Here is a 20147-nt window from a genome sequence, read left to right as displayed (position 1 = left end):
CCGCACTTGCGAGGGTCGGGGGCCCGTCAGCGCCCCCGAGACCCGATGCCCGGCAAGCCCAGCCTCGTCGCCCGCCTGTTCTGGACGGCCGTGATCGGCCTCCCCTTCGGGCTCTGGTACGGCCGGCCGGCGCTCGCCGCGACGGGACTCGCCCTCGCGCTCGTCCTGCTGCGGCATCTCGGGCGCCCGCGCCGGTTCCGGGCCCGGGTGCGCCGGATCGCCCGCGCCCATGCCGAGACGCTGGCGCTGCGGCGGCGGCAGGAGAGCTACACCGACCCCTACGGCAACCGGATCGAGGACGGCTGGCTGCGCGAGCGCGATTATTTCCTCGAGCGGACCGTCCTGCCGCAGTTCGGTCCCCGCTTCGCCGACCTCGCCGAGGCGGAGCACGCGCGGATGCTGGCGATCGTCGAGGCCGAGGCCGCCGCCGTCGCGCTCCCGGAGGAGGACGAGGCGCCCGGGGACGGGCTGGACTACGAGCGCTACTGCGCCGAGCGCCTGGTCCGGGCGGGCTGGCGGGCGCACCGGACGCCGGCGAGCGGCGACCAGGGCGCCGATATCGTGGCGGTGCGGGACGGGCTGCGCCTCGTCGTGCAGTGCAAGCGGCTGAGCAAGCCCGTGGGCAACGCCGCCGTGCAGGAAGCCGCCGCGGCCCTGCGCTACTGGGACGGGGACCGGGCCGCCGTGGTGTCGAACGCCGGCTTCACGCCGGCGGCGCGCCGGCTCGCCACGGCCACCGGCGTCCTCCTCCTGCACCACGACGCCCTCGAGGCGATCGAGGCGTTCGACCTCGCGGAGACGTGATGCCCGTCAGGCGAGCGGGCCGGGGATGGCGATCTCCGCCTCGCTGAGCAGGCGCGCCTCGTGGCGGCGCACGAACAGCCACAGGGCCAGGCCGCCGAACACCACCAGGGCGAGCAGGGTCAGGCCCACCGGGCCGACGATGTGCTCGATCTGGCGCCCGCAATAGTACGAGCCGATGCCCATGCTGCCGGCCCAGACGATGCCGCCGAGGGCGTTGAAGGCGAAGAAGCGGCGCGCGTCCAGGCGGTTGACCCCGGCGAGCAGGGCCGCGTAGGCGCGCAGCATCGCGGTGAAGCGGCCGAAGAACACGATCTTCCCGCCGTGCTGGCGGAACAGGTACTGGCCGAGCTTGAGCCGCCCGTGATCGAGGGCGATGAGATGGCCGTAGCGGAGCAGCAGCGGCATGCCCCAGCGCCGCCCCGCCCAGTAGCCGACATTGTCGCCCAGGATCGCGGCCGTCGCCGCCGCGGCGATGACCAGGCCGATGTTCAGGTTCCCGGTGCTGCCGGCGTAGACGGCGGCCGAGATCAGCACCGTCTCGCCGGGGCACGGCACGCCGGCGCTCTCGAGGGTGATGATCACGAAGATCGCGATGTATCCGTAATTCGCGATCAGGTCGGCGATGGGCAGGTCGTTCAGGAAGGCCATGCGGTCCTCGGGCCGGTCTCCGGGCAGAGCCCGGCGACACAAGCGGACGGAACGTGGCCTTAAGAGGGCCGATCTGCGGCCGGCGGCGTCCTCAGAGGACCTTCAGTAGTGCCTCGGCGCCGGACGCCTCGGCCTTCGAGGGTGTCTCCTCGACGTTGAGGATCCGGACGACGCCGTCCTCGACCAGCATCGAGTAGCGCTTCGAGCGCATCCCGAGGCCGAAGCCGGTGCCGTCCATCTCCAGGCCGAGGGCCTTGGCGAAATCGGCGTTGCCGTCGGCGAGGAATTCCAGCCCCTCGGCGCCGCTCGCCTTCGACCACGCGTCGAGCACGAACACGTCGTTGACGCTCGTGACCGCGATGGCGTCGATACCGCGCCCGAGGATCTCGTCCTTGTGGGTCACGAAGCCCGGCAGGTGGTTGCGGTGGCAGCTGGGGGTGAACGCGCCCGGCACGCCGATCAGGACCACGCGCCGGCCCTTGAACACGTCGTCGGTGGTGCGCGCGATCGGGCCCTCGGGGCCGATCACCCGGAAGGTGGCCTGGGGCAGGTGGTCGCCGACCTGGATCATCGCGGGTCCCTCGTTGTCGCGCGCTGGGATGGCGCGCGTGAGCAGCGCGCCTGACCTAGCGTGGCAGGGGGTGCCTGTCGAGGATCGGGAGCGGCCTGCGGCTCACGGTCCGAGAAGCTTGACGAAGGCCGCCCCGGCGCCGAACAGCGCGGCCCCGGCCGTCATGTCGGACAGCGCCACCTGCCAGGGCGCGAGACTCCGGTCCCGGCCGATCTTGGCGGCCTCGGCCGCGAGCTTGGTCTGCTCGACGGCCGTCTTCGAAGCCTCGGCCGTCATCTTGAACTGCTCGGCCGCCAGCTTGGTCTGCTCCGCGGCCAGGTTCGACTGCTCGGCGATCAGCTTGTGCTGCTCGGCGACGAACTTCCGCGTCTCCTCGTGCGCGCGCTCGATCCGGGCGCGCTGCTCCTCGATGTCGAACGCGGTCTGAGAGGCGGATCCAGCCATGATGGTCACGGTCTCGAACGTGGCCGGAACGATCGCCTCGCGTGCCGGCCAGGACATTCTGCGGCGCGCATGAGACCCGCACAAGCTTGGGGGAGGCTTGCTGCGTCCCTTTTGCCCGCTGGACAACGGAGGGGCGCGGCGTAGCATGGACGCATGGCGCACCCTCCGCACCGCAGGCCCGATCCCATGTCGGCAGCGTCGTCCCAGGCCGGGAAGGCGGCGCCGCTCCGCACGGAGCTGGCGGGCCCGCACTTCCTCGACGGGCAGTTCCTCGTGGCCATGCCCGGCATGGCCGACGAGCGCTTCGCGCGCTCGGTGATCTACATCTGCGCCCATTCCGCCGACGGGGCCATGGGCATCATCGTCAACAAGGCGGCGACCGACATCAGCATGCCGGACCTGCTGGTCCAGCTCGACGTGGCGCCCGAGGCGGACGCGATCCGCCTGCGCGAGCGGGTCGGCCACATGCCGGTCCTGATGGGCGGCCCGGTGGAGGGACGGCGCGGCTTCGTGCTCCACAGCGACGATTTCCACATCCAGCAATCGACGCTGATCATCGACGACGGCATCTGCCTGACCGCGACCGTGGAGATCCTCCGCGCCATCGCCAGCGGCGAGGGGCCGGCCAGCGCCGTGCTGGCGCTCGGCTACGCCGGCTGGCAGGCCGGGCAGCTGGAGAGCGAGATCATGGCCAACGGCTGGCTCAACTGCCCGGCCGACCCGGCCCTGATCTTCAACGCCGACCTCGACGCCAAGTACGACCTCGCCCTGCGGGCCAACGGCATCGACCCGGCGATGCTGTCGATGACCGCCGGCCGGGCCTGACCCGACCGCGCTCGCCGGGGCGGCACGCCGTCTTTGCGAGCGGAGCGAAGCGATCCAGGAACGCTACGCCGGCCAGCCTCGCGCTACCCTGGGCTGCTTCGCTCCGCTCGCAAAGACGGTTGCGCCGGGCCGTTACGGGGCGGTCTTACTCCGGAACGGCGTCGCCGCCGCCGACCGCGTCCGGGTTCATGCCCTCGACCGCCGGCTTGGGCCGGGGCCGCCGGGGGGCCACGGCGGCGGTGGGCGTCGCCGTGTTGGCGCCGAGCCGGGTCGCCAGGGCCAGGGCGCGGTTCTCCGTCACCCGCAGATGGCAGAACCCGTGCGTGCCCTCGCGCGCGTAGGTGCGGCAGAGCTGCTCCCGGTCCGACGAGAACGCCGCCTGTTCGCTGACGATCGGCCGGACATCCTCGCGCCGGGCCCGCTGGGTCATCAGCTTGTAATTGTCCCGGACGGCCTTGTCGGCCACGCCGCGGGCGGTGTCGAACTCGCCGGCCCGCGGGATCAGGGTGGCGGCGCCCGGCCCCCAGAGGCCGACCGGCGTGGTCGCGCAATCCGCCGCCGAGAAGGTGCAGACCGGGCCCGAGCCCAGGCTCGAGACCAGGACGCCGCCGTCGGTCACGTCGAAGCGCAGCGGGCACTCGGCCCCGGCGGCCTCGAAGCGCGGCACGCCCTCGGGCTTGCCCTCGGCGGTGAGCGTCACCGGATTGCCGCCCGCGAGCGGCACCGTGCACGAATCCGCCGGCTGCGAGATCTTGGTCCCGGGCAACTTGATCCGCGCCGTGACGGCCGTGCCGGAGCGCTCGAGCTTCAGCGAGCCGGACAGGCCGTTGAGCTGCAGCTCCTGGCCGATCACGCCGTCCTCGGAGGGCGTCTTCAGCACGACCGGGCGGGCCGGCGCGGGGGCCGGCCGGGGCGCCTCGGGGGCCGCCGCGGGCGGGCCCGGCTCGCCCGGTGCCCCGGGCGCGGGCGCCGGCTCCGGCAGGCCGCGCGGCGGCACCGGCGGCCGCTCCGGCTTGATGCCGAACAGGCGCTCGAAGAAGTTCTGGGCCCGCGCGGGGGGCGCGGCGAGCATCCCGGGCGCCGCGACGGCGACCGCCAGGATCGGGAGCAGGAGGCTGCGGGTCGGGCGCATCGGACTCTACGACGGGGACACGAAGTGGCGGGGCCACGCGCAACCCCTTGTCGAAACGTTAACACGCCGTCGATGGCGCCGACGTGGCAGCGGAGCAACAAAATGCAGCCACGCCACCGGGCCGACGTCGGCCGTGCGGCGAGATCCTGCCGGAATGCCAAGGGGATGGCGCGGATTCGCGTGGCCGATCCCGCCGCGCAGGCTTCGCCTTGCGGGCCCGGAACGGGCTTCTTATATCGCCCTCGACGCGGGATTGCGCGCTGGGTTTCAGCCGTTCACGGCCCTTGATCCGGCCCGGGTCCCATACTCACATCACCCCCGACACCGCCATGGGCCGAGCTGCTTCGGGGCTCGGCGGTCTGCTTGAACGCGACACAAAGAGGGATCCCACCATGGGTAAAGTTATCGGCATCGACCTCGGCACCACCAATTCCTGCGTGGCCGTGATGGAAGGCACGCAGCCCAAGGTCATCGAGAATTCGGAAGGCGCGCGCACCACGCCGTCCATCGTCGCCTTCACGGACGACGGCGAGCGGCTCGTCGGCCAGCCGGCCAAGCGCCAGGCGGTCACGAACCCCGAGCGCACGTTCTTCGCCATCAAGCGGCTCATCGGCCGGACCTACGACGACCCGATGACCCAGAAGGACAAGGGCCTCGTGCCCTACAAGATCGCCCGCGGCGATAACGGCGACGCCTGGGTCGAGGCGGACGGCAAGAAGTACTCGCCCTCGCAGATCTCCGCCTTCACTCTGCAGAAGATGAAGGAGACCGCCGAGTCGCATCTCGGCCAGCCGGTCACGCAGGCGGTCATCACGGTCCCGGCCTACTTCAACGACGCCCAGCGTCAGGCCACCAAGGACGCCGGCAAGATCGCGGGCCTCGAGGTGCTGCGCATCATCAACGAGCCGACCGCGGCGGCGCTGGCCTACGGCCTTGACAAGAAGAAGTCCGGCACGATCGCGGTCTACGACCTCGGCGGCGGCACCTTCGACGTCTCCATCCTGGAGATCGGCGACGGCGTCTTCGAGGTGAAGTCGACGAACGGCGACACCTTCCTGGGCGGCGAGGACTTCGACAACCGGATCGTCGAGTACCTGACGGCCGAGTTCAAGAAGGAGCAGGGCATCGACCTGACCAAGGACAAGCTCGCCCTCCAGCGCCTCAAGGAGGCCGCCGAGAAGGCCAAGATCGAGCTGTCCTCGGCCACCCAGACCGAGATCAACCTGCCCTACATCACCGCCGACAACACCGGCCCGAAGCACCTCGCGCTGAAGCTCAGCCGCGCGAAGTTCGAGTCGCTCGTCGACGATCTGGTTCAGCGGACGATCGAGCCCTGCCGCAAGGCGCTCAAGGATGCCGGCGTGTCGGCCTCCGAGATCGACGAGGTGGTTCTGGTCGGCGGCATGATCCGCATGCCCAAGATCCAGGAGGTGGTGAAGGCCTTCTTCGGCAAGGAGCCCCACAAGGGCGTCAACCCGGACGAGGTCGTGGCCATCGGCGCCGCCGTCCAGGCGGGCGTGCTCCAGGGCGACGTCAAGGACGTGCTGCTGCTGGACGTGACCCCGCTGTCGCTCGGCATCGAGACGCTGGGCGGCGTGTTCACCCGGCTCATCGACCGCAACACCACGATCCCGACCAAGAAGTCCCAGACCTTCTCGACCGCCGAGGACAACCAGAACGCGGTCACGATCCGGGTCTTCCAGGGCGAGCGCGAGATGGCGGCCGACAACAAGCTGCTCGGCCAGTTCGACCTCGTCGGCATCCCGCCGGCGCCCCGCGGCATGCCGCAGATCGAGGTGACCTTCGACATCGACGCCAACGGCATCGTCAACGTGACGGCCAAGGACAAGGCGACCAACAAGGAGCACCAGATCCGCATCCAGGCCTCGGGTGGCCTGTCGGACGCCGACATCGACCGGATGGTGAAGGACGCCGAGGCGAACGCCGAGGCCGACAAGAAGCGGCGCGAGCTCGTCGAGGTGAAGAACCAGGGCGAGAGCCTGATCCACGCCACCGAGAAGTCGGTGACCGAGTACGGCGACAAGGTCCCGGCCACCGACAAGGGCGCGATCGAGACCGCGATGACCGCGCTCAAGACCGCGCTGGAGGGCGACGACGTCGAGACCATCAAGGCCCGGACCACGGACCTGATGCAGGCCTCGATGAAGCTCGGCGAGGCCATGTACGCCGCCAACCAGGCGGCCGGCCCGGATGCGGGCGCCGAGGCGGCGGCCTCCGAGAAGAAGGACGACGTCATCGACGCCGACTTCCAGGAGGTCGACGAGAAGGACCAGAAGAAGCGCGCCTGAGGCGCGGATCTGATACGACCGCGCGGGGCCGGAGCGATCCGGCCCCGCCTTTGCGTGAGAAGCGTATTCAGAAGCTCCGTCATGCCGGGCCTGCGGGGCCCGGAACCGGGAGCCGCCGGCCGATCGCGGATCCGCGTCGTCGGCGCCTCCGGTTTCCGGGCTCGTCGCGGCCTCCCGGAACGGCGGCGCGGTGGTAGAGAAGCGTCGCGGCCCGGGGTACGGGACGGGACGGGAAGGCACCTGAGGGCGGGATGTCGAAGCGGGACTACTACGAGATCCTGGGGGTCACCAAGACCGCCACGGAAGGCGAGATGAAGGTCGCCTTCCGCAAGCTCGCGATGACCTATCATCCCGACCGGAATCCCGGCGACAAGGACGCCGAGATCAAGTTCAAGGAAATCAACGAGGCCTATCAGTGCCTCTCCGACGGCCAGAAGCGCGCCGCCTACGACCGGTTCGGCCACGCGGCCTTCAGCCAGGGCGGGGCCGGCGGTCCCGGATTCGGCAACGAGTTCGGCGACTTCATGTCGGACATCTTCGACAATTTCTTCGGCGACGGCCGCGGGGCCGCCGGCGGTGGCCGCGGACGCGGCGGCACGCCGGGCCGCGAGCGCGGGGCCGACCTGCGCTACAACCTCGAGATCACTCTGGAGGAGGCCTTCACCGGCAAGGCCGAGACCATCAAGATCCCGACCTCGATCACCTGCGAGGTCTGCGACGGGTCCGGCGCGAAGCCCGGCTCGAAGCCGCGGACCTGCCCGACCTGCGCGGGCTACGGACGGGTCCGGGCGGCGCAGGGCTTCTTCGCCATCGAGCGGACCTGCCCCAACTGCCACGGCCGCGGCGAGATCGTCGACGACCCCTGCACCGCCTGCCAGGGCGCCGGGCGCGTCAACCGCGAGCGCACCCTCTCGATCAACGTGCCGGCGGGCGTCGATGACGGGCTGCGGATCCGGCTCGCCGGCGAGGGCGAGAGCGGGCTGCGCGGCGGGCCGGCGGGCGACCTCTACGTCTTCCTGTCGATCAAGCAGCACGAGTTCTTCCAGCGCGACGGCGCCGACCTGTTCTGCCGGGTGCCGATCTCGATGGTCACGGCCGCGCTCTCGGGCGAGATCACCGTTCCGGTGATCGACGGCTCGCAGACGCAGGTGCGCATCCCGGCGGGGACGCAGACCGCCAAGCAGTTCCGCATCAAGGGCAAGGGCATGCCGGTGCTGCGCTCGCGGGAGGTCGGCGACCTCTACATCCAGGTCTTCGTCGAGACCCCGCAGAACCTGACCAAGCGCCAGCGCGAGCTGCTCCAGGAGTTCGACCAGTCGGCCTCCCCGGAGAACCATCCCGAGTCCGCGGGCTTCTTCTCGAAGGTGCGGGACTTCTTCGGGGGCGCGGTCCGGCCGTGAGGCCGGATCCGAATCCCGGGAAGACCCGTTATGCAAGCGGCCGGCGTGGCTTGCATCCCCTAGGCGCGGCGCCGGCTTGACTGTAAGACAGCGCCGTCCCTAGCCATTCATTCTCATCCGGCATCAAGGAATCCAGGACTTGCCGCCGCTCCGCCGTCCCAACGCGAAGGCTCCTGCGGGCAGGAGCGCGATTTTCGGGCCGCGGCGCGACCCCCTCGAGGACGAGGCCCGATTCCTGCGGTCCTGGCTGGAGCGCCCCCTGGTCACGGGGGCCGTGACGCCCTCGGGCAAGATGCTCGCCCGGACCATGGCGGCCTACGTCGACCCGCGCCTCGAAGGGCCCGTGGTCGAGCTGGGCCCCGGCACCGGTCCTGTGACCGAGGCGCTGATCCGGCGCGGCGTCGCGCCGGAGCGGCTGATCCTCGTGGAGTTCAACCCCGATTTCTGCCGCCTCCTGACCCATCGCTTCCCGGGCGTGCGGGTCATCCAGGGCGACGCCTACAACATGCGCGCGAGCCTCCAGGACGTGCTGACGGAGCCCGCCGCCGCGACGATCTCGAGCCTGCCGCTGTTCACCAAGCCGCTGGAGCAGCGGCTCGACCTGCTCAACACCGCCCACGACCTGATGCGGCCGGGCGCGCCCTTCGTGCAGTTCACCTACGCGGTCGTTCCGCCGATCCCGGCCCGCTGCGAGGCCGGCAGCTACACCGCCGATCGCTCCAACCGGGTCTGGCTGAACCTGCCGCCGGCGCGGGTCTGGGTCTACCGCCGACCCTGACCTGAACACGGCCTGAGCGAACAGGTCACGTTTGCGTCAACTGGAAAGGCGCACACCTGAGACACGGCCGGACGCCACAGGGCGACCGGCGTGGATCAGGAGAACGCCGATGTTCACCAAGACCGCACGGACCCGTTTGGCCGCCGCCCTGGCCTTCGGCGGACTCGCCTTCGCGGCGCCGGCCATGGCCGCGCCCCTCGGTCACGACGCCGGCCTGCAGGCGGAAGCCGGCGACGTCCAGACCGTCCAGTACGGCTACGGCTACGGGCACCGCCACGGCGGCTGGGGTCACCGCGGCTACGGCCCGCGCCATCACCACCACGGCTGGGGCCGGGGCCACCATCACGGCTGGGGGCACCGCGGCTTCGGCCCGCGTCACCATCACCACGGCGGCTGGGGCCATCGCCACGGCTACGGCCGCTGGTAAGGGCTCCGAGCCCGCCGCGCCCGGCCACGGCTCCGTGATGGCCGGGCGCGCCCGCTAGCCGGCGCCCACCCGCTCGAGGACGGGCGGGCGCTCCGGCGGCGCGTCGCCCATCCGGTAGGCCGCCCGCAGCGCGGCCTCCGCCCGGTCCGCGGCGGCCTCGTCTGCCGCGTGGACGATCCCGAGCAGCCCGCCGGACGATCCGGGACCGGCGAGATCCGTGAAGCCGACCCGTGGGTCGACCGGATCCTCCGGCCGGGTGCGGCCGCCGCCGAGCCCGATCACCGCCAGGCCCAGCGCCCGCGTCGCGATCCCCGCGACGGTCCCGTCCTGACGGACCGCCCGGCGCACCGGCGCGGCGGGCAGATGCGCCTCCGGCCGCTCCAGGAGATCGCCCGGTCCGCCGAGCGCCGCGACCATGCGGCCGAAGCCCTCGGCCGCCCGGCCCGAGGCGAGGGCCTGCTCCAGCCGCTCCGCGGCGCTGTCGCGGTCCGGCGCCAGGCCGCCCACGACCAGCATCTCGGCGCCCAGCGCCACCGTGACCGCGTGGAAGCGCGGCTCGCGGCGCGCGCCCGTCAGGTAGTCGAGCGCGTAGGCGACCTCGACGGCGTTGCCGGCTGCGCTGGCGAGCGGCGCGTCCATGTCGGTGATCAGCGCGGCGGTGTGCAGGCCGGCCCCCTCCGCCACCGTGACGATGCTCTGGGCCAGCGCCCGCGCCTCGGGCACGCCCGCCATGAAGGCGCCGGAGCCCTGCTTCACGTCCATCACGAGCCCGTCGAGCCCGGCGGCGAGCTTCTTCGACAGGATCGAGGCGGTGATCAGGTCGCGGGACTCGACCGTGCCGGTGACGTCGCGGATCGCGTAGAGGCGCCGGTCCGCGGGCGCGAGTTCGGCGGTCTGGCCGATGATGGCGCAGCCGACCTCCGCGACGACCCGGCGGAACGCGTCGAGCCCGGGCGTGGCGTCGTAGCCCGGGATGCTGCCGAGCTTGTCCAGCGTCCCGCCGGTATGGCCGAGGCCGCGCCCCGAGATCATCGGAACGTAGCCGCCGCAGGCCGCGACCATCGGAGCGAGCGGCAGGCTCACCGCGTCGCCGATGCCGCCGGTGGAGTGCTTGTCGAGGACGGGCCCGGGCAGGTCCCAGGCGAGGATCCGGCCCGATTCCGCCATCGCGCGGGTGAGCGCCACCCGCTCCGGCAGCGACAGGCCGCGGAAGAACACCGCCATGGCGAAGGCCGCCGCCTGCCCCTCCCCGACCGTGCCGTCGGTGAGGCCGCGGATGAAGGCCCCGATCTCGTCCGGATCGAGGGGCTGGCCGTCGCGCTTGGCCCGGATCGTCTCCTGAGGCAGCCGCACGCTCACAGCGTCCGTGCCCGCATCAGGGTCTCGAACAGGCTGCTCGCCCCGAGCCGGAAGGTTCTCGGGCTCACCCAGCCGGGACCCATCAACCGGTCGGCGAGGTCGAGGTAGGTGGCGGCGTCGGCGACGCTGCGCAGGCCGCCAGAGACCTTCAGGCCCGCGGGGCGGCCGCCGGCGCGGATCTCGGCCAGCATCGCCTCGGCGGCTTCCGGGGTCGCCGAGACCGGGCTCTTGCCCGTGGAGGTCTTCAGGAAGTCGGCGCCCGCCTCCAGGGCGATCCGGCTGGCCTCCCGGATCCGCTCCGGCTCGGCGAGCGCACCCGTCTCCAGGATCACCTTGAGGGTCGCGGATCCGCAGGTGTCGCGCACGGCCTCGACCATGTCGCGGGCGACCGCCGCCTCGCCCCGCAGCAGCGCGCCGTAGGGCAGGACGAGGTCGATCTCGTCGGCGCCGTCGCGCAGGGCCTCGGCGGTGTCGTCGGTGGCGCGGGCGCAGTCCTCGCCGCCCGCGGGGAAGTTGATGACCGTAGCGATCCGGATCCCGGTGCCCGCGAGCGCCCGCGCGCCCTGCGCGACGAAGCGCGGCCAGACGCAGATCGCCGCGACGCCGCCGCGCTTCGCGTCCCGGCAGAGGACGTCGATCCGGGTCTCGGTGCAGGTCTCGCCGAGGTCGGTGAGGTCGAGGAGCGGCAGGGCCCGGCGGGCGACCGCGCCGGCTTCGGGGTCAGTCATCGGCTGTCTCTCCGTCGGGCAGGCCGGCCACGAACGCCCGGACCAGGCGGCCGAGATCCTCCGCGGCCCGGGCCGCGACTTCCTTCGTCTCCGCGTGGTGCGGCGCGCCGCCGGCGATGCCGGCCGCGAGGTTCGTCACCACCGAGACCGCCGCCACCGGCAGGTCGAGGAACCGGGCGAGGATCACCTCCGGCACGGTGGACATGCCCACGAGGTCGGCGCCCAGGATGCCGGCCATCCGCACCTCCGCGGGCGTCTCGAAGCTCGGGCCCGAGAACCACGCGTAGACTCCCTCCCCCAGGGGCACGCCGCAGGCCCCGGCCGCCGCGCGGAGCCGCGCCCGCAGGTCCGGGTCGTAGGCCTCGGTCATCGGCACGAACCGGGCGTCGCTGGCCTCGCCGATCAGCGGGTTCAGGCCGGAGAGGTTGATGTGGTCGGCGAGCAGCACGAGGCAGCCGGGCCCGGTCGCGGGCCGCAGCGATCCGGAGGCGTTGGTGAGGAGCAGGCGGCGGGCGCCGAGGTGCCGGGCGCAGGCGAGCGGCACCCGCATCGCCGCCGGGTCACCGCGCTCGTAGGCGTGGGCCCGCCCCTCGAAGATCAGGACCGGCCGCCCGGCGAGGCGGCCGCGATGCAGCCGGCCGCCGTGGCCGCTGACGCCGGGCCCCGGAAATCCGGGTATCGCCGCGTAGTCGACGGCGCTCGCGTCCGTGAGGGCCGCCGCGATCCCGCCGAGGCCGGTGCCGGTCACCACCGCGCAGGCGTAGGGACCCGCGAAGCCGGCGGCGCGCAGGGCGTCGCGGGCGGCCGCCTCACTCACCGAGCGTCTCCGGGCCGAAGGATTCCGGCAGCAGCTCCGCCAGCGTGAAGGTGCGGGCGACGCCGCCCGGACCGGCGGCGTGGATCGGGGTGTCCGGCCCGGCGAACTCGCGGATGCGCTGGCGGCAGGCGCCGCAGGGCGTCACCAGGCCGTTGCCGTCGCCGCAGACCAGGATCGCCGCGATGCGCCGGCCGCCGGCCGCCACCATGGCGGCGATCGCCCCGGCCTCCGCGCAGGTTCCGACCGGGTAGGCGGCGTTCTCGACGTTGCAGCCGGCGTGAATCGCGCCGCGCTCGTCGCGCAGCGCGGCCCCGACGGGGAAGCGGGAATAGGGCGCGTGCGCGTGCGCGCGCACCGCGCGCGCCGCCTCGAACAAGGCTGCGAGCCCGTCATCGTCCCGTGCTGGGTCCCGTGCTGGATCCGCGGCCTGCATGGCCGATCTTTGGCACCCGCCGGGGCGCCCTGTCGAGGCCCCGGGCGGGAGTCCGGCGCGGCGCTCAGCGGGTCGCCGGACCGGCGCCGAGGAGGCTCGCCGCCTGACGCAGGTCCGCGTCGCTGCGCGGGCCGCTCAGGGCGTAGGCGGTGTCGCCCGCGTTCCACGAGACGACGTCGCCGTCGTCCGAGCCGGTGATGAGCGTCGTCGGTCCGCCGCGGATGCCGCGGGTGGCGAACAGCGACGCCTCGCCGAAGCGCTCGGTCTCGAGGGCGACCTCGATCCCGGTGCCGTGCCGGGCGGGGAAGACCTGGATGTCGCGCACCCGCCAGCCGTCGGGCAGGGCCGGCAGGTCGATGCCGGTCGCCGAGCGGAGGCGCGCCCGGTCGTAGACCGGATCGTCGGCCTGGCCACCGATGCTCTTGCGCAGCTGCGCCACGACCCGGGCCTGCCGCGCGTCTGCGATCAGGGCCGGATCCGGGGTCGCCGCCAGGGTGTCGGGAACGCCGAAGCGGCCGATCTCGTCGTGGGCCAGCCAGCCCGCGCCCACGAGCACCGCGATCGCGGCGGCCCGCTTCAGGCGCGAGGCGACGCGGCGCCAGCGCAGGTTCCGGTCGAAGCGGCGCGCCAGGACCATGTTCCGGTCCGGCCCGGGCCCCGGAACGCGCTCGAAGCAGGCCCTGAGGGCGTCGCGATCGTGCATCTCGGCCATCACCCGGGCCGCGGCCTCGGGATTGGCCGCGAGGTGCGCCTCGACGTCGAGACGGCGCATCGGGTCGATCTGGCCGTCGACGAAGGCGATGAGATCGTCGTCTGTGATCGGATCGATCATCGTGAAGTCCTCGAATCCAGCGTGCCCGGAGGCGATCCGCCGGTCGCAATCGTCAGTCGGCACCGGCGCCCGCGGGTGCCGGTCCTTCATCAGCTCCGCGCTCAGCTCTCTCCGACGGCGCGTCGCAGAGGCCAAGCGGACCTTTCCCGCGGCTCGTCGGACACGACGAGCCGGAGGGTGGAGGGCGGTCCGCGCCGCGTCTCGGGTGTCTTGGCGGGCTCCGCCTCGTCGGAGCCGCGGTCGGTCCGCGTCCCCTCCTCGAAGGCCCGCAGGGCCGCCCGGCCGCGGCCGAGACGGGACATCAGCGTGCCGATTGGGATGCCGAGCACGGCCGCCGCGTCGGCGTAGGCCATGCCTTCCAGGGTGACGAGGTGGAGCGCGGCGCGCTGCTCCTCCGGAAGCTTGAGGAAGGCTTGCCGGATCTGGGCGAGGCGCACCTGACCCTCCTGGGCCGGCGGCGCCATGTCCTCGGTCATCCGGACCAGCGTGTCGGCGTGCCGCGCCTCCACCTGCCGGCGGCGCTGCTCGTCGATGAAGGCGTTGTGCAGCACCGTCATCATCCAGGTGCGCAGATTGGTGTTCGGCCGGAGCGAACCCTGCATCTCCAGGGCCCGCACCAGCGTGTCGTGCACGAGGTCGTCGGCCCGCAGCGTGTCGCGGGTGAGCGACCGCGCGTAGCGCCGCAGGGGCACCAGCAGGTCGAGGAGGTCCGCGCGCTTGTTCTTGTCCGATGCCATGATGTGTGAACGCGGGGGCCGCACGTTTAATCCCGCCTGCCGGCCCGGCGTCGCGGTCAGGCCTGGTCGAGGGTGGCGGCGATCCCCGAGATCACCCGCGGATCGGTCGGCTCGACCTGCGTGGCGAAGGCCGCCGCGAGGCTGCCGTCGCGGGCGATCAGGTACTTGTGGAAGTTCCAGCGCGGCGTTTCGGCGGGGCGCTCGGCCGCCGCCCAGCGGTAGAACGGGTGGGCGCCCGGCATCTTCACCCGGGTCTTGGCCGTGAGCGGGAAGGTGACGCCGTGATTCCTCCGCGCCGCCTCCGCGATGGCCGGGCCGTCCAGGGGTTCCTGGTTGCCGAAATCCGGCGACGGGACGCCCAGCACGATGAGCCCGCGATCGCCGAACCGCGTCCAGAGCGTCTGCAGCCCGGTGAGCTGCCCGGCATAGCCACACGCTGTCGCGGTGTTGACCACGAGGATCGGCTTCCCCGCGTAGGCGGAGAGCGGCATCGGCGCGCCCTCGGGCGTTTCGAAGGTGAAGTCCGTGGCCCGCGCGGCCTCGGCGGCGCGGGCGGTGCCGGCGAGGCCGAGGCCGATCAGGATGAGAGCCTCGCGGCGCAGCAGGGTCATGTCAGATCTCCGGCTCGGACCGCCCACGGCCCCGATGGGCCGGGTCGGATGCGGGATTACCTCACTGATATGCCTGCTGCAGGTCGACCGTACAGTCTCGGCCGACTGCGTCATAATTCTCGGCGAGCCAGGCCTGCGCGGCGGCGCGGCCCTTGTCGCGCAGGCGCTTGAACACGGTCCAGCGCGCGTCGAGCTTGGAGGCGGCGTTGTAATCCTCAAGGGCGTCGGTGCCGTCGATCCGGTGCACGAGGACCCGGCGGTACTGGCCCTGGCCGAGGGTGCCCTCCTCGATCAGCCCGTCGAGGAAGTCGATCGCCCGCAATTCCCGCATCAGATTCGCGTTGAACGTAATCTCGTTGAGCCGGTCGCGGATCTCGGCCTCCGTGCGCGGGGTCTCGCGCCGCTCCACGGGGTTGATCTGCACGAGCAGGATGTCGCGGGTCTGGGCGCCGCGGTGCAGGGGGTAGAGCGGCGGGTTGCCGAGGTAGCCGCCGTCCCAGTAGGGCACGCCGTCGATCTCCACCGCCTGGAAGACCGTGGGCAGGCAGGCCGAGGCCATCAGGTGGTCGACGGTCAGGCGCTCGCGCTCGAACACCGCGAGCTTGCCGGTCCAGACGTTGGTCGCCGAGACGAACAGGCCCGCCGTGTCGGCCTCGCGGAGGCGGTCGAAATCGACCTGCTCGGCGAGCGCCTTGCGCAGCGGATTGATGTTGAGCGGGTTCGACACGTAGGGGCTCGGCGCCAGCATCTTGGCCCAGAACTCGGCCACCGGGTTGCCTTTCCATAGGCTGAACAGGCCGCTCACGAGGTTGCGCTGGGCCGGCCCCAGGTCGCCGTCGAGGCTGACCTCGCGCCAGAACCGCTCCAGACCCTCGCGGGCCCCGTCCGGGCCGCCCTTCAGCCAGCCATCCATCAGGACGACGGCGTTCATCGCCCCGGCGCTCGCCCCCGTCACCGCCTCGAAGCCGAGGCGGCCGTCCTCGATGAGCGCGTCGAGCACGCCCCAGGTGAAGGCGCCGTGCGCGCCGCCGCCCTGGAGGGCGAGCGCCACCGGCTTCTCGAACTTGGGCCCGGCGAGCGCGGGGCCCGGCACCTGCGCCGGCTGCGCCTCGATCGCGTCGGTGACGGGCGATTCGGGAACGGCGGTGGCGGGGTTGTGCGGCTCGGCGCCACCGAATTGCTCGCTCATGTCGGCCTCCTGATCCACCACACAGATGGGATGCTGCGATGCAGCATCAACCGTGCGACGGGATCGCGGCGGGGTGCCCGCCCCGCGCCGGCACCTGTCCCGGCCCGAGCGAATCGGCAACAGAGTCCGGCGAAAACCGGCCGGTGACGGCGGCGGGTGCCTCCGGGACGTGCAGGAAACTCGACATCCGCGCCCGGATACGACATGACAGCCACGATGCTGTCCTGCGCGATGCTGCCCCGCGCGGCGCCGGGTTGACGCGGCGCCGGGTCGTCCGCAGCTAACCCGCGGCAGCCCCGAAGTTCCGGCGAGGCGTGTCCCCGGGACCGGCCCGGCAGCCGTCACGGCTCCGGCACCCGCGAGGCGCGCCCGCGAAAGTCCACGATGGAAGTCATGGAAGCCACCCGTTCCGAGAACCCCGCCGACAACCCGCTGGCCGGCGGCGGACCGGAGATCGCCGGCCCCGCCCCGCGCCACCGCACCGTCGGCGTCACGGTCGGCGAGGGCGAGGGCGCGGTCACCGTCGGCGGCGGCGCCCCGATCGTCGTCCAGTCGATGACCAACACCGACACGGCCGACATCGACGCTACGGTGGCGCAGGTCGCCCAGCTCGCCCGGGTCGGCTCGGAACTCGTGCGCATCACGGTCGACCGCGACGAGGCGGCGGCCGCGGTGCCGAAGATCCGCGAGCGCCTCGACCGGATCGGCGTCCACGTGCCACTGGTGGGCGACTTCCACTACATCGGCCACAAGCTGCTCGCCGACCATCCGGCCTGCGCCGAGGCGCTGGCCAAGTACCGGATCAACCCCGGCAACGTCGGCTTCAAGGACAAGAAGGACACGCAGTTCTCGGCGATCATCGAGCAGGCGATCAAGCACAACAAGACCGTGCGGATCGGCGCCAACTGGGGCTCGCTGGACGGCGAGCTGCTCACCCACCTGATGGACGAGAACGCCAAGGCGCCGCGGCCGATCGACGCCCGGGCGGTGATGCGCGAGGCGATGGTCCGCTCGGCGATCAGCTCGGCCGACCGCGCCGTGGAGCTCGGCCTGCCGCAGAACAAGATCATCCTCTCGGCCAAGGTCTCGGCAGTGCAGGACCTGATCGCCGTCTACCGCGAGGTGGCGCGCCGCTCGGACTACGCGATCCATCTCGGCCTGACCGAGGCCGGCATGGGCTCGAAGGGCCTCGTGGCCGCCTCGGCCGCCATCGGTGTGCTGCTCCAGGAGGGGATCGGCGACACGATCCGCTACTCGCTGACCCCCGAGCCGGGCGGCGACCGGTCCGTCGAGGTCAAGGCCAGCCAGGAACTCCTGCAGACCATGGGGTTCCGCACCTTCGTGCCGATGGTGGCGGCGTGCCCGGGCTGCGGCCGCACGACCTCGACCACGTTCCAGGAACTCGCCCGCGACATCCAGAACTGGATCGTCACCTCCATGCCGGAGTGGAAGAAGACCTATCCAGGCGTCGAGGGGCTGAACGTGGCCGTGATGGGCTGCATCGTGAACGGCCCGGGCGAATCGAAGCACGCCGATATCGGCATCTCGCTGCCCGGCACCGGCGAGACCCCGACCGCGCCGGTCTTCATCGACGGCAAGAAGGCGATGACGCTCCGCGGCCCGACGCTGGCCAAGGACTTCGAGACGATCGTGATCGACTACATCGAGCGCCGATTCGGCCAGGGCGGGAACCGCACCGCCGCCGAGTGACGGGCGGGCCGACGCGCAGGTCCCGCGAGACGGAGACCGCCTCGCCTCCCGCCGTCGCTCCGGGGCGCCGCGCGTCCGGTTAACGTTGGCGGCGTGGCCCGCCGTGCCGAGACCCAGCTCCGCGTTCTTCGCGGGTGCACACGGTTTCCGGGCGCACGAGGGCATGATAGCAAGGCCGCACGATCCCGCGAGCGGTCGGCCCGGTGGCCGGCCCGCACGGTTCGGCGGAGTCTTCGCGTTTTCTGCCCGGCCCCGACTGGCCCCTGAGCCGAACCGCGAAGCGCCGGCCACGCCCGAGCTTCCGACATCCGCATGAGCCAAACCTTCGCACCCGGCGTAGCCCCCCAGCCCGCGCCTGCAGCCCCCGACGCCGCGCGCGCGGCCGCCCAGGCCGCCGACGAGACCGGCGCCCCGGCGCCGACGCACGGGCCGGCCACTGCCGGCAGCCTCGACGCCCCCGAAAAGGCCGAGACCCAGCACGGCCATGCCGGGTTCTGGACGCTGCTGGTCGGCTCCGTCGGCGTCGTCTACGGCGATATCGGCACCAGCCCGCTCTACGCGTTCCGCGAGGCCCTGGTCCCGGCCCGGACCGACGGCATCCTGCTGCCCGAGGAGGTGATCGGCACCGTGTCGCTGATCCTCTGGGCCCTCTTCATGATCGTGACGGTCAAGTACGTCGCGATCCTGCTGCGCATGGACAACAACGGCGAGGGCGGCATCCTCTCGCTGATGGCGCTGGCCCGGAAGGCGCTCGGCGGCTCGCGCATCGTGTTCATGCTGGGACTCCTCGGCGCCTCGCTGTTCTACGGCGACGCGGTGATCACGCCGGCGATCTCGGTCCTCTCGGCGGTGGAGGGCCTGAAGCTCGTCACGCCCGCCCTCGACGAGTACGTCCTGCCGATCACCGTGGTGATCATCGTCGCGCTGTTCCTCGTGCAGAACCGCGGGACCGGGAAGGTGGCGGCCTTCTTCGGGCCGGTGACCGTCGTGTGGTTCCTCGCCATGGCGCTCGCGGCGCTGCCGCACATCACCCTGCACCCGGAGGTGTTCCGCGCGCTCAATCCCTGGCACGCCGTGCACTACCTGCTCGGCCACGGCAGCGGCGCGCTGATCGCCCTGGGGGCGGTGTTCCTGGCGGTGACCGGGGCCGAGGCCCTGTTCGCCGATCTCGGCCATTTCGGCCGCAAGCCGATCCAGGTGGCCTGGATCTGCCTCGTCTTCCCGGCGCTCGCCCTCAACTATCTCGGGCAGGCGGCCCTGGTGCTGGAGAAGCCCGACACGGCCGATCCGTTCTTCCAGCTCGTGCCCGCCTGGGGCCTGCTGCCGATGGTGGTGCTCGCCACGATCGCCACCGTGGTGGCGAGCCAGGCGGTGATCACCGGTGCCTTCTCGCTGTCCCGGCAGGCGATCCAGCTCGGCCTGCTGCCGCGGCTGGAGATCCGCCACACCTCCGAGTCGCATGCCGGCCAGATCTACCTGCCGCAGATCAACGCCCTCCTGATGTTCGGCGTGGTGCTGCTCGCCGTGCTGTTCAAGACCTCGTCGTCGCTGGCCTCGGCCTACGGCATCGCGGTGACCGGCACGATGCTGCTCACCGCCTCGCTGACCTTCCTGGTGATGTGGCGCATGTGGAAGTGGTCGCCGGTCGCGGCTGCCGCCGTGATGCTGCCCTTCATCGTCCTCGAGTTCCTGTTCCTGCTCTCCAACCTGATCAAGGTCGTGGAGGGCGGCTACGTACCCCTGCTGCTCGCGGGCGGCCTCATCATCCTGATGTGGACCTGGGTGCGCGGGGTGACGATCCTGTTCAACAAGACCCGCAAGACCGACGTGCCGCTGGTCGAGCTGGTCGGCATGCTGGAGAAGAGCCCGCCCCACCACGTGCGCGGCACTGCGGTGTTCCTGACGAGCGATCCCGAGATCGCCCCGGCGGCGCTCCTGCACAACCTCAAGCACAACAAGGTGCTGCACGAGAAGAACGTGATCCTCACCGTCGAGACGGTGGACACGCCGCGCTCGAACGAGGCCGACAAGGTGCGGATCGAGCCGGTGGGCCCGCATTTCTACAAGGTTGTGATGAAGTTCGGCTACATGGAGACGCCGAACATCCCGAAGACGCTGGTGCTGCTGCGCCGCCAGGGCTTCAAGTTCGACATCATGGCGACGTCGTTCTTCCTGTCGCGCCGCTCGATCCGGCCGGCGGCGCATTCGGGCATGCCGCTCTGGCAGGACCGGATCTTCATCACCCTCGCCAAGAACGCCAACGACGCCACGGACTTCTTCCAGATCCCGACCGGGCGCGTGGTGGAGGTCGGGACGCAGGTGACGGTCTGAGGGCCGCACGCTGGTGTAGATCGGCGGAAGGGCTTATCTACATCATGCCCGAGGGCCGACCG

At 72.0% G+C, this 20147-nt stretch carries 20 protein-coding genes; 8 read left to right on the top strand and 12 right to left on the bottom strand.

The window, feature by feature from the left end:
* Nucleotides 1–45 precede the first annotated feature (45 nt).
* Nucleotides 46–804 (top strand): restriction endonuclease, encoded by a 759-nt coding sequence (locus BM314_RS20970; RefSeq protein ID WP_091979980.1) that lies wholly within the window; start codon nt 46–48, stop codon nt 802–804.
* 6 nt (nt 805–810) lie between these two features.
* Here BM314_RS20970 and BM314_RS20965 read toward each other — a convergent pair whose 3' ends face one another.
* The 3 genes from BM314_RS20965 to BM314_RS20955 all read right to left on the bottom strand — a co-directional run bounded on the left by BM314_RS20965 (nt 811) and on the right by BM314_RS20955 (nt 2524).
* A complete protein-coding gene (locus BM314_RS20965) occupies nt 811–1452 on the bottom strand; it encodes a DedA family protein (RefSeq protein ID WP_056523681.1) in 642 nt (213 codons plus the stop codon).
* A gap of 91 nt (nt 1453–1543) precedes the next feature.
* Nucleotides 1544–2023, bottom strand: a complete 480-nt coding sequence (locus BM314_RS20960; RefSeq protein WP_091979978.1) for a peroxiredoxin — start codon at nt 2021–2023, stop codon at nt 1544–1546.
* Between the two features lie 102 nt (nt 2024–2125).
* Complete coding sequence (locus BM314_RS20955) at nt 2126–2524, bottom strand: hypothetical protein (RefSeq protein ID WP_244539993.1); 399 nt, start codon at nt 2522–2524, stop codon at nt 2126–2128.
* Between the two features lie 129 nt (nt 2525–2653).
* Between BM314_RS20955 and BM314_RS20950 the strand changes: the two genes are divergently transcribed.
* Nucleotides 2654–3292, top strand: coding sequence for a YqgE/AlgH family protein (locus BM314_RS20950; RefSeq protein WP_091979976.1), 639 nt, complete (start codon nt 2654–2656; stop codon nt 3290–3292).
* A gap of 145 nt (nt 3293–3437) precedes the next feature.
* Here BM314_RS20950 and BM314_RS20945 read toward each other — a convergent pair whose 3' ends face one another.
* A complete protein-coding gene (locus BM314_RS20945) occupies nt 3438–4424 on the bottom strand; it encodes a hypothetical protein (protein ID WP_091979974.1) in 987 nt (328 codons plus the stop codon).
* A gap of 392 nt (nt 4425–4816) precedes the next feature.
* On the opposite strand from BM314_RS20945, the gene dnaK reads away from it, so the two are divergent.
* From dnaK to BM314_RS20925, 4 genes are all read left to right on the top strand, one after another.
* A complete protein-coding gene (gene dnaK / locus BM314_RS20940; RefSeq protein WP_091979972.1) occupies nt 4817–6733 on the top strand; it encodes a molecular chaperone DnaK in 1917 nt (638 codons plus the stop codon).
* Between the two features lie 251 nt (nt 6734–6984).
* Complete coding sequence (dnaJ, locus tag BM314_RS20935) at nt 6985–8133, top strand: molecular chaperone DnaJ (protein WP_020093829.1); 1149 nt, start codon at nt 6985–6987, stop codon at nt 8131–8133.
* Nucleotides 8134–8272: 139 nt separating this feature from the next.
* A complete protein-coding gene (locus tag BM314_RS20930) occupies nt 8273–8911 on the top strand; it encodes a class I SAM-dependent methyltransferase (RefSeq protein WP_020093830.1) in 639 nt (212 codons plus the stop codon).
* Between the two features lie 109 nt (nt 8912–9020).
* Entirely contained in the window at nt 9021–9338 is a 318-nt protein-coding gene (locus tag BM314_RS20925; protein ID WP_091979970.1) for a hypothetical protein, read from the top strand.
* A 54-nt stretch (nt 9339–9392) separates the two neighbouring features.
* Here the strand turns inward: BM314_RS20925 and deoA are convergent, their stop codons facing one another.
* From deoA to BM314_RS20885, 8 genes are all read right to left on the bottom strand, one after another.
* Nucleotides 9393–10691, bottom strand: coding sequence for a thymidine phosphorylase (gene deoA, locus BM314_RS20920; RefSeq protein ID WP_091979968.1), 1299 nt, complete (start codon nt 10689–10691; stop codon nt 9393–9395).
* A 2-nt stretch (nt 10692–10693) separates the two neighbouring features.
* On the bottom strand, nt 10694–11425 hold the full coding sequence (gene deoC / locus BM314_RS20915) for a deoxyribose-phosphate aldolase (protein WP_091979966.1): 732 nt from the start codon (nt 11423–11425) through the stop codon (nt 10694–10696).
* Complete coding sequence (locus BM314_RS20910; RefSeq protein ID WP_091979964.1) at nt 11418–12242, bottom strand: purine-nucleoside phosphorylase; 825 nt, start codon at nt 12240–12242, stop codon at nt 11418–11420. Before BM314_RS20910 ends, deoC begins: the two co-directional genes overlap by 8 nt.
* The gene (locus BM314_RS20905) at nt 12235–12675 is read right to left on the bottom strand and encodes a cytidine deaminase (protein ID WP_091979962.1); all 441 of its coding nucleotides are present in this window, start codon (nt 12673–12675) and stop codon (nt 12235–12237) included. The genes BM314_RS20910 and BM314_RS20905 overlap by 8 nt, the downstream gene beginning before the upstream one ends.
* Before the next feature lie 64 nt (nt 12676–12739).
* Nucleotides 12740–13507 carry an anti-sigma factor gene (locus BM314_RS20900; protein ID WP_026605029.1) on the bottom strand — a complete coding sequence of 256 codons (768 nt, stop codon included), beginning with the start codon at nt 13505–13507 and terminating at the stop codon, nt 12740–12742.
* Nucleotides 13508–13608: 101 nt separating this feature from the next.
* Nucleotides 13609–14244: a sigma-70 family RNA polymerase sigma factor gene (locus BM314_RS20895; protein WP_091979961.1), complete on the bottom strand. Its 636-nt coding sequence runs from the start codon at nt 14242–14244 to the stop codon at nt 13609–13611.
* Between the two features lie 56 nt (nt 14245–14300).
* Complete coding sequence (locus BM314_RS20890; RefSeq protein WP_091979959.1) at nt 14301–14855, bottom strand: glutathione peroxidase; 555 nt, start codon at nt 14853–14855, stop codon at nt 14301–14303.
* A gap of 61 nt (nt 14856–14916) precedes the next feature.
* On the bottom strand, nt 14917–16044 hold the full coding sequence (locus BM314_RS20885) for a patatin-like phospholipase family protein (protein ID WP_091980068.1): 1128 nt from the start codon (nt 16042–16044) through the stop codon (nt 14917–14919).
* A gap of 384 nt (nt 16045–16428) precedes the next feature.
* On the opposite strand from BM314_RS20885, the gene ispG reads away from it, so the two are divergent.
* Together ispG and BM314_RS20875 are read left to right on the top strand one after the other, a co-directional pair.
* A complete protein-coding gene (gene ispG / locus BM314_RS20880) occupies nt 16429–17754 on the top strand; it encodes a flavodoxin-dependent (E)-4-hydroxy-3-methylbut-2-enyl-diphosphate synthase (protein WP_056523641.1) in 1326 nt (441 codons plus the stop codon).
* A gap of 312 nt (nt 17755–18066) precedes the next feature.
* The gene (locus tag BM314_RS20875; RefSeq protein ID WP_056523636.1) at nt 18067–20085 is read left to right on the top strand and encodes a potassium transporter Kup; all 2019 of its coding nucleotides are present in this window, start codon (nt 18067–18069) and stop codon (nt 20083–20085) included.
* Nucleotides 20086–20147: the final 62 nt, after the last annotated feature.

It is taken from the genome of Methylobacterium sp. 13MFTsu3.1M2 (genome assembly GCF_900112625.1).
GTDB lineage: Bacteria > Pseudomonadota > Alphaproteobacteria > Rhizobiales > Beijerinckiaceae > Methylobacterium.
This window is presented reverse-complemented; position numbering and strand designations above follow the sequence as displayed.

Excerpts from the sequence above, each read along its gene's own strand:
- BM314_RS20960 (WP_091979978.1), bottom strand. The coding sequence starts at position 2,023 with ATGATCCAGGTCGGCGACCACCTGCCCCAGGCCACCTTCCGGGTGATC.
- BM314_RS20955 (WP_244539993.1), bottom strand. The coding sequence starts at position 2,524 with ATGTCCTGGCCGGCACGCGAGGCGATCGTTCCGGCCACGTTCGAGACC.
- BM314_RS20885 (WP_091980068.1), bottom strand. The coding sequence starts at position 16,044 with ATGAGCGAGCAATTCGGTGGCGCCGAGCCGCACAACCCCGCCACCGCC.
- deoC (WP_091979966.1), bottom strand. The coding sequence starts at position 11,425 with ATGACTGACCCCGAAGCCGGCGCGGTCGCCCGCCGGGCCCTGCCGCTC.
- ispG (WP_056523641.1), top strand. The coding sequence starts at position 16,429 with ATGGAAGTCATGGAAGCCACCCGTTCCGAGAACCCCGCCGACAACCCG.
- BM314_RS20895 (WP_091979961.1), bottom strand. The coding sequence starts at position 14,244 with ATGGCATCGGACAAGAACAAGCGCGCGGACCTCCTCGACCTGCTGGTG.
- BM314_RS20965 (WP_056523681.1), bottom strand. The coding sequence starts at position 1,452 with ATGGCCTTCCTGAACGACCTGCCCATCGCCGACCTGATCGCGAATTAC.
- dnaJ (WP_020093829.1), top strand. The coding sequence starts at position 6,985 with ATGTCGAAGCGGGACTACTACGAGATCCTGGGGGTCACCAAGACCGCC.
- BM314_RS20925 (WP_091979970.1), top strand. The coding sequence starts at position 9,021 with ATGTTCACCAAGACCGCACGGACCCGTTTGGCCGCCGCCCTGGCCTTC.
- dnaK (WP_091979972.1), top strand. The coding sequence starts at position 4,817 with ATGGGTAAAGTTATCGGCATCGACCTCGGCACCACCAATTCCTGCGTG.
- BM314_RS20900 (WP_026605029.1), bottom strand. The coding sequence starts at position 13,507 with ATGATCGATCCGATCACAGACGACGATCTCATCGCCTTCGTCGACGGC.
- BM314_RS20945 (WP_091979974.1), bottom strand. The coding sequence starts at position 4,424 with ATGCGCCCGACCCGCAGCCTCCTGCTCCCGATCCTGGCGGTCGCCGTC.
- BM314_RS20875 (WP_056523636.1), top strand. The coding sequence starts at position 18,067 with ATGAGCCAAACCTTCGCACCCGGCGTAGCCCCCCAGCCCGCGCCTGCA.
- BM314_RS20970 (WP_091979980.1), top strand. The coding sequence starts at position 46 with ATGCCCGGCAAGCCCAGCCTCGTCGCCCGCCTGTTCTGGACGGCCGTG.
- BM314_RS20950 (WP_091979976.1), top strand. The coding sequence starts at position 2,654 with ATGTCGGCAGCGTCGTCCCAGGCCGGGAAGGCGGCGCCGCTCCGCACG.
- BM314_RS20905 (WP_091979962.1), bottom strand. The coding sequence starts at position 12,675 with ATGCAGGCCGCGGATCCAGCACGGGACCCAGCACGGGACGATGACGGG.
- BM314_RS20890 (WP_091979959.1), bottom strand. The coding sequence starts at position 14,855 with ATGACCCTGCTGCGCCGCGAGGCTCTCATCCTGATCGGCCTCGGCCTC.